Below are 10,800 nucleotides of genomic sequence, written 5' to 3' on the forward strand. Positions count from 1 at the left end.
CGGCCCCCGCGTGGGTGGGCGACAGGGAGAGCATGAGCTGGTCGGCATCGGGGCCCAGACCGTCGAGGATCGCCCCGCGCACGCCCTGCTCATCGGCGACACGGCGCCACCCCGCGCCGCCCACGCCGAGCAGCACGCCGAGTGGGCCGAGGCCCGCCGCTATCTCGGCCTCGACGTGCTCACCAAGAGCCAAGCCATCGGCGCCGAACCGGAGGAGGTGAGCAGCCCCGAACTGCACGCCCTCAGCGCATAACCCCACAACGAAGGATCACCAAACCGGATACACCACCACCGCGGACTTGACCAAGTTCCCAGCTAGCTCAGCGAGATGAAGGCACTGCTGGGATCCTCCGGATACACGCTCCCCGTTGCTGTTGGCGGTCGCGATCAGCGAGCCCTTCAGATCCAACGCGTGCGCAAGATCATCGAAGCCGGCGACAGCCGGATGCACCGCGACGTTGGGCAGCCTCGGTTCCACCGCATCCAATTTGGTCAGGCCAGCCGGAAATCCCTCCTCGTTCCGGACCACACCGGGGGTGGCGAACCACTGACCGAGGGCAATCGTCGTGTCATTGATGGCCTCGGACTCCACCGGGTCCGTGTTCGTTGGCGCGGCGTCCAACGGCAAGGGGACCGTGTAGCCGGAGGATTCGAGCAACGCCTGCATCTCGGCGACGTTCGGATCGCACACATCCTTTAGGTAGAGACTGATCAGGTCTTTGAGCTCCTGGTCGCGAGCTGTGGCGATGTAGATGTTGCACTGGCCCATGCACACCCATTCGCGCAAGTAGCCTTCAACAACGTGCACGTACTCGCCGGCACCCAGAGGAGTTCCGGGGTGCCGCTGCTGCTCGTATATCTGCTCCCGGCTTGCTGCTGTATTGCGTGCGTCCCTCCGGACGACCGATCTCGACTTCGCTCATGATCTGTGTTCCTTTCCTGTTTGGTCCGACTTCTGTTCTCCGGCATTCATCGTGAACCTTTGGGCGCGCGTTGACGGCTCGGGTCACACTTCGAGATGCTCGAGGGCCGCTTGGTACGCCTCGTTATACGTTGGGAACTGAGCGACCTGGTCGCGCAGTGTATCGATCGGGATTCTTGTGCGAATGGCGACGGAAGCGTGGTGTATCCATTCGCCTGCCATCGGGCCGACGGCCCATGCACCGACAAGCGTCTTGCTGTCCGCGTCGGCCAGGAGGCCGAGGAAGCCGCGAGGGTCTTGTTCGTAGGTCCAAGGTCGGGCGATGGCGTCAGCGAGGTCGAGTTCCGTTCCCACCGTCGAGAGTCCTTGCTGGTCCGCCTGCTTTTTCGTGAGCCCCGCAGCGGCGATTTCCGGGTCGCCGAACACGACGCGGGGGATTCCGTCATAGGTCGCGGTTCGCGGATTTCCGAGGATCGCGTCGGCGGCGATGCGGCCTTGGTATTTGGCGACATGGGTGAAGGGCATGATGCCGGTGACATCGCCGATCGCCCACACGTTCTCTGCGGCCTGGCAGTGCTCGTCCACCTGCACCTGGCCATGCTCGCCCAGCCTGACACCGACCGTTTCGAAGCCGAGGTCTTTGCTGCGCGGCGTGCGGCCGGTGGCGAAGATGACGACGTCGACCGTGACGCGGCTGCCGTCATCCAGTTCAAGGACGCTTGCCTCGTTGTCGCGGCGACCGCTGCGGGCGGTGGCACCGAGCCGGACATCCACACCCTCTTCCTTCAGGTGCTTCAAGGCAAGCTCTCCCACCCGGGGCTCTTCGCGCGCCAGCAGCCGATCGCCTCGCTGGATGAGGGTGACAGCGACCCCGAAGCGGGACAGGAAGGTAGCTGTTTCCACGCCGACCGCGCTGCCACCGATGATGACAGCACGTTTCGGCAGTGTCTTGGCGGTGTACGTCTCTCGATTAGTCCAGGCAGTGATATCCGCAAGCCCCTCCAGCGGAGGAACGACTGCTTCGGAACCGGTGGCGATGATGATGTGCTCTGCCGACAGTTCACGGTCCCCGGCTTGAATGCGCCCGGGCCCGGTGATCCTCGCTTCGGCTTTGATGACCAAAGCCCCCTGCCCGGCATAGCCGTCCACCTGCGCCTGATCGTCGAGGTGGCGGATCATGTAGTCCCGGTAATCGCTGGTCGCCGACCAGTCCAGCTCGGCACCAGCCACGCCGGCTGCCCGCTGAACCTCCGTCCGGGCTTCCGGCGGACGCAGCACCGTCTTGGAAGGGATACAGGCCCAATAGGCGCACTCCCCGCCGATCAGTTCCCGCTCGAAGACGGCGACGTTCCGGCCTGCTTTCAGCAGCCGGCTTGCAGCGACTTCTCCGCCGGGGCCCATGCCCAAAATGGCAACATCAACGTGTTCACTCATCACAATCCTCGACTTTCCGTATACAGGTTCATTGTTCCTAAACGCAGTAGCGGTGACGTCGTCGCCGCCGCCGCCGTGTCCGGTGGCGCTGACCGGGCGGCCAGGCTGTTTGGTTGCCACCGGTCGGCGCCCCGTCACCGAGGGAGCGACAGCCGGAAGACCTTTTCCCGCCTGCGGCGAAGAGCAGATATCACGAGCACGCCGACAAGAATTCCCGAAACTCACTCCACGGGACGTGACCGACTACCGAGCAGGGTCGGCAGCGTCCTTGCTATGAGCGTCGGCCGGCAACTCATTCGTGCGGAAAGACGCGGATGCCGACGGTGCATCGACATGCGTCGGCGCGCAGCAGTCGTCTTCTCGTGAGCCGACCGGTTCGGCTCCGGTACGGGAAAGAATCGGATCGGTATCACCGGCGGTTCTCGACCTTCGTCTCCGCCACCAGATCAACGCCGTCATCACCAGCAGGGCGAACAGCACTGGCACGAACCAGAGATACGCGGACTGCACCAGCGCCGAGGCCTGGGCCGAGGCATCCATGACCCACATGGCCACAGCATTGACGGCAGGGAGGTCCTTGAGCCCTTCGACGTTGGTTGCCACGAGGTATGCCCCGGACAGGACCAGCAGCACACCTGACAGGCGCTCCATGAACGGCAAGACTCGGCGCAGTCGAGCGGACAAGACTGACCCTGCGATCGCGGTCGACACTGACAGGGCAGTCAGCAGCGTGGCCGAACCGGCACCGTAGGCGGCCAGCACTGCGACCATGCCGGCGAAGTTCTCCGTCGACAACGCCTGTCCGACGACTGCGAGCAGGATGGCCAAGGTGCAGGCGACCGATGCCACAGCGTACCCTGCACCAAACGCGACGAGCCTCGTCGTGACGTTACCGGTATCCGTTCGCAGCGCCGCCAAGCGAGACAGTCTGCTCACCGCTATGCGGCGACCCGCCAGAACCGCGACACCCGAGCCGAGGAGGACGAGGCCGATCACTGCCGCGGCAAATGGCACGAAGGCGAGTATCGAGCGCAGGCCGAGCGCGACGAGCAGTGCGGCGGAGACCAGAACTCCCGCGAACCCGACGCTCACCGCGCCACCCGCGGCCAAGCCGCGCCACAATCGATTCGCCATAGAGGCCTTCGACCGCTCGTCGTCGCCGCCGAGCAGGCTACCCAGAAATGCCGGCAGCAGGCCGAACCCGCACGGGTTCAACGGCGAAACCAGACCGGCACCGAATGCGAAGGCGAGAATGACCATCATTCGCGCGCGCCCGCTTCGATCAGTGCCGCGCTCATCGACTCCACGTCGACCGGTCCGCGGTAGGTGATCCGGCCCGAGCCGTCCACGATCGTCACGTTGGCTCCCATCGAGAATGCGTCGAATCGTTGTGTCAGAGTGCTGTCGGGGTCGAGGGCGAGCTCGAAGGCAGGGCTGCCCGCTTGCCGCATGAACTCCTCCAACCTGACCTGATCGGCCGACGGATCTGAGGCGATGGCGAGCACGTCTAGGCCCTCGAAGCGTTGTTGAAGCGCACCGATCTTCCGCGTGTCAGGGATGCAGGACGGGCACAGGTCGACGAAGCTGAGAACGGTCGGCCGGTCGGACGGCACCTGAAAGGTGCCGCCGGACAGGGTGTCGACCTCGAATGCCGGTGCCTCGTTTCCGACCTCCAACTGGCCCGAAGCAGATTCGTCGCCCAAGGTCACCCCCGTGCTCGGCGTGTCCGCCCCGCCGTTGAGGCCGCTGATTGCAAGCGCGCCGAGCAGCACGCCGGGCACCAGAATCGCCAACGAGATGACCACACGGGACCCCAGTTTTGTTGCCCCCCGCTGAGACGATGGGGACCCCTTCGGCGTGCGTCCGGTCGGCCCAGTGGTCGCCGTGCGTTTCTGATTCATGAATGTCTCAATCGCGATGGGTCCTTCGAGAATCGGATCTGCAGCATGGCTACATCGAAGTGTTCAGTCATTTTGTTGCACCTCAGCAGCAGCTGTGGGATGTGTCATCGCTGGAGCGGTCCGCAGCCGTCTCGGCGAGCATCTTCTCGGCCATCGATGAACCGAGCGCGAACGCCTCCGGGACCGGGATGACCGCTCCGCCCTCATGGTTCTTTAGCCACGGTTCGGCTTCCTCGGGAGAGGCGAAGAAGTGAACCTGATTGCAGAAGGAGGAGCGCACGGAACTCATGTCGTCCGGGGCGACCAGGGACACCACCGCGGTGGCCGGGTCCACACTGCGCACGCCGGAGCTGTCGACGGTCACCCGAACCGGCGTTCCGGTGCGGTAACGGGATTCGATGACCGCGGAGGTCCCGAGGAGGGTGGGGAAGATGAGGGTGTCCAGGGCGCACCAGGTGTAGAGCTGTTCCCCGTCGATCTCGAAACGGTGCTGGGTCGCCCGCTGGGTCAGTCCCTGTCCGATGATCCGCCCCGACCCGTCATACTCGGTGTCGGCCATAGCCGCAAGTGCCGAGCGGACTTCGTCGACGGGTCGGCCGGTCGTCGCGGCGAGGTCGTCGATGCCGACCGGATCGCCCTGCGCGAGCAGTCTCATCAGCGGCAACCACAGCCAGGGCTGCATTCCGGTTTCGGATGAGGTCAGGCGCTCGGTGAGCTGGGTGGCGTTGTCGGTCATGGTGGGTCCTTTCGTCGGGATGGATCGTTCGGTGAATGAGGTGGTCACGCGGCGCAGCAAGACAGCTTGGACACGTCGGTGGTGAAGGACTGGCAGGCGATCTTGGTGCCCCCGGCCATGGTCAGGTAAGGGCTCCAGAGGTTCGCGACCTGGCTGACGGTCATCCCTGCGGAGACGATGTACACGGCGGCGGCGGCAATCTCTCCGGCGTTCTGCGCCACGGCGGTGATCCCGTGGATCTGGCCGGTCTGGGCGTCCGCGACGACCTTGATGAATCCGCGAGTGTCGCGGTTCACCAGGGCGCGCGGCACGTACTCCAGCGGCAGCACCCGGCATTCGCAGACGATTCCCGCGTCCCTTGCCTGCTTGTCGGTCATCCCGACCGCTGCGAGGTTAGGGGTTGTGAAGGTGACACGGGGCAGTTGCCGGTAGTCGACCTCCCGCCCGGCATTGTTGAAGGCGTTGTCGACGACGAGGGCGCCGTGCGCGGCGGCGACGTAGACGAACTCCGGATGACCGGTCACATCCCCCGCGGCCCAGATGCGGCCGTTGGACGAGGCCAGCCGGGAATCGACCACGACTTCGCCGTTCTCCCCCGTCGTCACCCCGACCGCGGCGAGGTTCAGCCCGGTCGTCACCGGCCGCCGGCCGGCGGCGACCAGCAGTTTGCTCGCGCGGATGTCCTCGCGACCGCCGATCCCGGCGACCAGCGCCACCACCTCACCGGTGGTCGCGTCGACGCTCAGGTTCGAGATGGTCGTCTTGCGGAGAACCCGGATGCCCTCGTCGGCGAATACGCTCATCAGGGCGCGGGATGCTTCCGGCTCCTCCGCGGACGCCAGCCGGGAGCGCACGATCATCGTCACCTTCGAGCCGAGCCGGGCGAACAGCTGGGCTTGCTCGAGCGCGACATAGCCGCCGCCGAGAACCAGCAGCGACTCGGGTACCTCGTCGAGGTCCATCGCCGTCGTCGAGGTGAGGTAGTCGATATCCGCCAGCCCGTCGATCGAGGGCACCGAGGGACTCGAGCCGGTGGCGATGAGGTAGTGCGCGGCGCGGATGGTGTCGACCTTGCCGTCGGCATCCGTCACCTCCAATGCCGGGTTCTCGGCGGTGCCGGCGAATGCCGCGTCGGCGTGCCGCAGATCCCAACCGTAATCCGCGATCAGGTCGACGTATTTCTCGGATCGCATATTCTCGACGAGGGCACGCTTGCCGTCGATCAGTTCCGTCATGTCGACCGGACCGGCGGTCGCGTCGATGCCGGGGAATCGGCGCGCGTCGAGGGAGACGTGGCGCGCGTCGGCGGCCGCGAGCAGGGCCTTCGACGGGATGCATCCGATGTTGTCGCAGGTTCCGCCGATGGTTGCGGGCTCGATCATGACGACGCGCTTGCCGTGGTTCGTGGCCCGGGTCGCGGCGGCGAACGCACCGCCACCGGAGCCGATGATGGCCAGATCGAAGTCGGTCGGTGAGAGTTCGGGCATGGAATCTCCTGAGGATGATTGTCGAAAGCCGCGCGGGCAGGACAACCCTGCTCGATTCGTTTCAGTCAGTCTGCACCTTCCCCTAGACTGGAAGGTCAAGAGTGAGCGGCGAAACCATGAAGGAGGAGGCACAGCGTGCGTATCGGTGAAGCGGCGGCAGCGTCCGGGATGACCACGAAGACCCTGAGGTTCTACGAGGCGAGCGGTCTTCTGCCCGCGACCGAGCGAGCCACGAACGGCTACCGGGACTACGGAGCGGACATCCCGGCGAGACTGGACTTCATCCGCCGAAGCCGCACCGCCGGGCTGACATTGGCACAGATCCGCGACATTCTGCAGATCAGGGACGTCGGCGAGGCCCCGTGCATGCATGTGCGAGACCTTCTCGCACGGCAGCTGGCCGACCTCGACCGGCAGATCGCCGAGCTGGTCGCCCTCAGGGCCACCGTCGCGGATTTCTACGACGCGGCATCCGAACCTGACCTCGCCGCGTGCGACCCGGATCGCATCTGCAGCTACCTGTGAGAACGCCTCCCGTCAGGCGTGCAGTCATCTGAGCGATCACTTGACAGCCGGGCGACGGCGCGACCCGGCGCGGACCAGGCAGAGGGCAAGCCCCGCGAGCCCGAGCGCCGACACGAGCCACTCGATTCCCCGCCCGAAAGTCACGGCCGGCGTGACGGTGTCACTCAACGGAACCGTCCGCACCATCGCACCCGCTTCCCACGTCGGCACGCTGTCGATGGTTCTCCCGTCCGGCATGATGATTGCACTGGCTCCGACGGTTGAGATGTTCACGACCGTGCGGCCGGTCTCGATCGCCCGGAGCCTCGCGATCGCGAGTTGCTGGACGCTCTCATCGGTGCGGCCGAAGTCGGCGGTATTGGTTTGCGCGAGAATAATCTGCGCTTTCCCGTCGATCATCTCGCGTACCAGTTGGTCATCGACGATCTCGAAACTGATCGCGATTCCCGCGAGGATGTCGTCGATGCTGATCACGTTGCCGCCCGTGCCCTTGGCATAGTCGCGCCCGATGAGGTCGACGAGGTCCGGAGCAAGCGATCGCCAGAATGCCCGATCCGGCACGTACTCGCCGAAAGGTACCGGGTGCACTTTGTCGTACCGGTCAATCACACCTCGCCCCTCGTCCCACAGCAGTGACGTGTTGTAATACCTGCCGTCGCGTTCGGTGATCGTGCTGGTGACGAGCGGCGCCCCCATCGAGCGGCTGATGCGGTCTACGGATTCCGCGGCCTGCGGAAATCGGATCGGATCGAGATCGGTGCTGTTCTCCGGCCAGACCACGAAGTCGACCTTTTCGCCGATCAGCGGCTCGGTAGCCGCAACGTGATCGGCGAGGATCTGCCCGGGTGGGTACCGGGCGAAGAGCGCTGCGTCCGATCCGCCCTGCACGGCGGCGAGTCGGGTCGTGCCCGTTTGAATGACCGGCCACGCGGGGAACGCCAACAGGATCCCGACCAGGCCTGCCGCCACCGCCCAGCGCGCGACCCGGCCGATCTGAGCCTCGCGCCACAACTGGACCACGAACGCGCTCAACCAGACCAGAATGAAACTGAGCCCCGACAGACCGACCCAGGCGGCAAGCGAGTTGAATGGACTTTCCGACTGGGACAGCGCCACCCGCCCCCACGCGAACCCGCCGTATGGCCAGACCGCGGTGAACGCCTCCCGTGCCGTCCAGAGACCCGCCACGACGACGGGCACCGCACCTAGTCGCCCGAATCTTGTCGGCCAGAGCCGGGGACCCCACCGCAGCACGACGGCGACGAGGGACAGACTCACTCCAAAGAAGATCGCCTGCAGCCCCGCGAGACCCAGCCATGGCAGCGGACCGAGATAGACCGTGAGCCAGTAGATGTGGACACCCCAGAAGGAGAACCCGGCCACGAGGCCCACGAGCAGACCGGTCCATGGGCCGCGCCCGAGCAGTGACCACAGCATGAGGACGATCCCGACCGGAGCGAGAAACCACCAGCCGCGGTCCGGGAACGCGGCGTCGAGAATCACGCCGGCGCTCATGGCGATGAAGAGGGTAGCCCAGAGAGGCACTGCTGGGGCGGTTCTAGTGCCGGGTGGGCTACTACGGTCCCGGTGCGGCTTCTGTGCCGCACGGCTATCACCCATCGGGTTGCCCAGTTGCGAGCGTTGTTGCGGGATGATCGTGGGTTCACCGACGTTCCCTGTGCCGAAATAGTTGCTCATCAGTAGGTCATACCGCCGGGTACAGGTGGAGTAGGAGATGTCAATGCTTCGGCCCGATCGGTCGTCGCGTCTGCGAGGGCTCGCAGCAATCATCCGTTTCGGCTGGTCGGCGCCCCTTTCTCGCCTGGTGTAGTACGGCACCGATGACCGTCACCACTACCGCTGCACCGGCGATGGTCGAGACCAGGAACACGTTGCCGCCGACCCAACTTGAGATCGGACCGGCGACACCGGCGAGTAGGTTCGTGCCTGGGTCGCCGCCGAACAGTTGAGGCAGCCAGTACACGAGCAGGTAGACGCCGGAGAGCGTCAGTATCGCGCCCGTGATCCGGTTCATGTGCGGCATCAGGCGGCGCAGCCGTGTGGTGATCACGGTGCTCGCGAACGCCGTCATCACCGATAGGGACAACAGCAATATGGTGGATCCGGCCGCATAGACGGCGAATACCAGGAGGACGGTCGCTAGCCCCTCGCCCGCCAGCGCCTGAGTGACCACAGCCACCAGCAGCGCCAGGCTGCAGGATGCCGAAGCGAGAGCATAGCCGACACCGAAGACGACCATCCCGCCCCTGGTTTTGCGATCCTGCCCAAGCGCTGCCAGCCTCGGAATCCCGACTGGAATTCGAATGCCGACCAGCATCACCAGACCGAGCAGGGCGAAGACGGCACCCAGGACGGCGGCCACCCACGGGAACGCACCTATCAGCGATCGCATACCAGCGGCCAGAAGCAGACCGACAATGGTGAAAGTACCGGCGAAGCCGATCGCCAGGGCGAAACCGGACCGAAGGCCCCATGTGAGCCGTGCCCACGTTCCCTCTGTTCCGGTGGCCGCGGCGTTTCGCGTGCCATACGCCAAGAACGCTGGCAGCACAGCCAAGCCACACGGATTGATGGGGGCCAGCAATCCCGCGCCGAAGGCAAGGACGAGAAGGGCGCTCACTCGGCACCTGCCTCAAGAAGAGCGACGCGTATTTGCGCCTCGTTCGGCTCGACGGCGCTGAACACAATTCGGCCCGAAGCGTCCAAGACGACGGCCGTACTCAGCTGGCTGACTTCATAGGCAGTGATCAGCCGGGCGTCGGTGTCGATGGTGTAAGCGAGGGACGACGCCTCATACTCGGCCAAGAAGCTTTCAATTTCGGGTGCGGTCTCGTAGTTCGCCACATCGACCATCACAAAGTTGGCGGCGTCGGGGGCGCTGCGCTGCACTTCGGCCAACATCTTCGTCGCCGGCCCACACACCCCACATTCAATCGAGAAGAAGAACAGTACGCTCGGCTTCGTTCCCGGCACCGGAATCTGCTCGCCGTCTGTCGTCTGAGCAGTGAATTCGCCACCCACCGCGGACATCGACGTGCCGGACGAACTCGGGTTCGAGGACGCTTCTGTGCCCTGCACCGTTGAGATTACGACCGTCACCGCGGCCACCATCACGAGGAGAAACAGCCCGATGAACCAAAACGTGCGGATATTTTCTCGTCTATGAAGAGCCGTCGCGGGTGCCGACCGACTCATGCCCGATCTTCGCTGACGCGAACTGCAGAGTCTTGAGAAAGCGGTGGCCGCTGCGGCTCACAGCAGTCCTCCCCGGAGCTTTTCCCGCCTGCCCTGCGGCGAAGAGCAGATATCACGAGCACGCCGACAAGAATTACCGCCGCGACGATGAACCACGGGTTACCCAGCACGGCACCGATGGCTCCGAGCGCCCCGGCGACGCCCAACGTCAATATCAGACCGCAACACACCACGTGCAGCAGGACAAAACCCGTAATGAGCGGCAGGGCTTTGCTCCGGCGCTTGGAATCAGTAGACAAGGTCGTTGTTCTCTCCATGTTGATCAGTGGCCTGACCGGCAACAGGCCGCAGCCGGACTAGACCGGCACAACTCCACCTTGGCCCTTCTCCTACAGGGGAAGGTCAAGTCGGGGATGCCACCAATACGCCGTGAGTCGTCGTTGACGGGAAGCGGATGTCCGCTCCCGGTCGCCCAGCGCCAGCGGAGGTCAAGTCCCTGGTAGTGGATGCTCCTATTGCTGTCAAGCGGCCAGTGGCGGGCTGATCTGCTCCAGGATGGCGGTCGCTCGGGCCTCGAGT

11 protein-coding genes and 1 pseudogene are annotated in these 10,800 nt (G+C 65.1%); 2 read left to right on the plus strand and 10 right to left on the minus strand.

Translation table 11 applies throughout. From position 1 onward, the window contains the following. Positions 1 to 253: pseudogene (locus KVS71_RS16995) on the plus strand (hypothetical protein); the annotation flags it as partial. A gap of 15 nt (positions 254 to 268) precedes the next feature. On the opposite strand, the gene KVS71_RS17000 reads toward KVS71_RS16995, so the two are convergent. The 6 genes from KVS71_RS17000 to merA all read right to left on the minus strand — a co-directional run bounded on the left by KVS71_RS17000 (position 269) and on the right by merA (position 6,480). Further along, positions 269 to 769, minus strand: a complete 501-nt coding sequence (locus KVS71_RS17000; RefSeq protein ID WP_217585096.1) for a hypothetical protein — start codon at positions 767 to 769, stop codon at positions 269 to 271. Positions 770 to 1,006: 237 nt separating this feature from the next. Further along, on the minus strand, positions 1,007 to 2,356 hold the full coding sequence (locus tag KVS71_RS17005) for an NAD(P)/FAD-dependent oxidoreductase (protein ID WP_217585097.1): 1,350 nt from the start codon (positions 2,354 to 2,356) through the stop codon (positions 1,007 to 1,009). 243 nt (positions 2,357 to 2,599) lie between these two features. Further along, positions 2,600 to 3,619 carry a cytochrome c biogenesis CcdA family protein gene (locus tag KVS71_RS17010; protein WP_217585098.1) on the minus strand — a complete coding sequence of 340 codons (1,020 nt, stop codon included), beginning with the start codon at positions 3,617 to 3,619 and terminating at the stop codon, positions 2,600 to 2,602. Continuing rightward, positions 3,616 to 4,161, minus strand: coding sequence for a redoxin domain-containing protein (locus KVS71_RS17015; RefSeq protein ID WP_217585099.1), 546 nt, complete (start codon positions 4,159 to 4,161; stop codon positions 3,616 to 3,618). Before KVS71_RS17015 ends, KVS71_RS17010 begins: the two co-directional genes overlap by 4 nt. A 178-nt stretch (positions 4,162 to 4,339) precedes the next feature. Then, entirely contained in the window at positions 4,340 to 4,993 is a 654-nt protein-coding gene (gene merB, locus KVS71_RS17020) for an organomercurial lyase MerB (protein WP_217585100.1), read from the minus strand. A gap of 44 nt (positions 4,994 to 5,037) precedes the next feature. Next, the gene (gene merA / locus KVS71_RS17025; RefSeq protein WP_217585101.1) at positions 5,038 to 6,480 is read right to left on the minus strand and encodes a mercury(II) reductase; all 1,443 of its coding nucleotides are present in this window, start codon (positions 6,478 to 6,480) and stop codon (positions 5,038 to 5,040) included. Positions 6,481 to 6,615: 135 nt separating this feature from the next. Here merA and KVS71_RS17030 point away from each other — a divergent pair, with 135 nt between their 5' ends. Continuing rightward, the gene (locus KVS71_RS17030; protein ID WP_217585102.1) at positions 6,616 to 7,005 is read left to right on the plus strand and encodes a heavy metal-responsive transcriptional regulator; all 390 of its coding nucleotides are present in this window, start codon (positions 6,616 to 6,618) and stop codon (positions 7,003 to 7,005) included. 36 nt (positions 7,006 to 7,041) lie between these two features. Here KVS71_RS17030 and lnt read toward each other — a convergent pair whose 3' ends face one another. Genes lnt through KVS71_RS17050 form a run of 4 tightly spaced genes read right to left on the minus strand, consistent with a single transcriptional unit; the run spans position 7,042 to position 10,538 of the window. Beyond that, positions 7,042 to 8,703, minus strand: coding sequence for an apolipoprotein N-acyltransferase (gene lnt, locus KVS71_RS17035; protein ID WP_254635895.1), 1,662 nt, complete (start codon positions 8,701 to 8,703; stop codon positions 7,042 to 7,044). A gap of 40 nt (positions 8,704 to 8,743) precedes the next feature. Then, positions 8,744 to 9,646: a cytochrome c biogenesis protein CcdA gene (locus tag KVS71_RS17040; RefSeq protein WP_217585103.1), complete on the minus strand. Its 903-nt coding sequence runs from the start codon at positions 9,644 to 9,646 to the stop codon at positions 8,744 to 8,746. After that, the gene (locus KVS71_RS17045) at positions 9,643 to 10,221 is read right to left on the minus strand and encodes a thioredoxin family protein (RefSeq protein ID WP_217585104.1); all 579 of its coding nucleotides are present in this window, start codon (positions 10,219 to 10,221) and stop codon (positions 9,643 to 9,645) included. Before KVS71_RS17045 ends, KVS71_RS17040 begins: the two co-directional genes overlap by 4 nt. Then, positions 10,218 to 10,538, minus strand: coding sequence for a hypothetical protein (locus KVS71_RS17050; RefSeq protein ID WP_217585105.1), 321 nt, complete (start codon positions 10,536 to 10,538; stop codon positions 10,218 to 10,220). Before KVS71_RS17050 ends, KVS71_RS17045 begins: the two co-directional genes overlap by 4 nt. Between the last annotated feature and the right edge of the window lie 262 nt (positions 10,539 to 10,800).

The sequence above is a fragment of the Microbacterium sp. GbtcB4 genome, assembly GCF_019091465.1.
GTDB classification, from domain to species: Bacteria; Actinomycetota; Actinomycetes; order Actinomycetales; family Microbacteriaceae; genus Microbacterium; species Microbacterium paraoxydans.

Bases quoted from the DNA above. Each gene is read 5' to 3' on its own strand.
- KVS71_RS17000 (WP_217585096.1), bottom strand. From the start codon at position 769: ATGGGCCAGTGCAACATCTACATCGCCACAGCTCGCGACCAGGAGCTC.
- KVS71_RS17005 (WP_217585097.1), bottom strand. From the start codon at position 2,356: ATGAGTGAACACGTTGATGTTGCCATTTTGGGCATGGGCCCCGGCGGA.
- KVS71_RS17010 (WP_217585098.1), bottom strand. From the start codon at position 3,619: ATGATGGTCATTCTCGCCTTCGCATTCGGTGCCGGTCTGGTTTCGCCG.
- merB (WP_217585100.1), bottom strand. From the start codon at position 4,993: ATGACCGACAACGCCACCCAGCTCACCGAGCGCCTGACCTCATCCGAA.
- merA (WP_217585101.1), bottom strand. From the start codon at position 6,480: ATGCCCGAACTCTCACCGACCGACTTCGATCTGGCCATCATCGGCTCC.
- lnt (WP_254635895.1), bottom strand. From the start codon at position 8,703: ATGAGCAACTATTTCGGCACAGGGAACGTCGGTGAACCCACGATCATC.
- KVS71_RS17045 (WP_217585104.1), bottom strand. From the start codon at position 10,221: ATGAGTCGGTCGGCACCCGCGACGGCTCTTCATAGACGAGAAAATATC.
- KVS71_RS17050 (WP_217585105.1), bottom strand. From the start codon at position 10,538: ATGGAGAGAACAACGACCTTGTCTACTGATTCCAAGCGCCGGAGCAAA.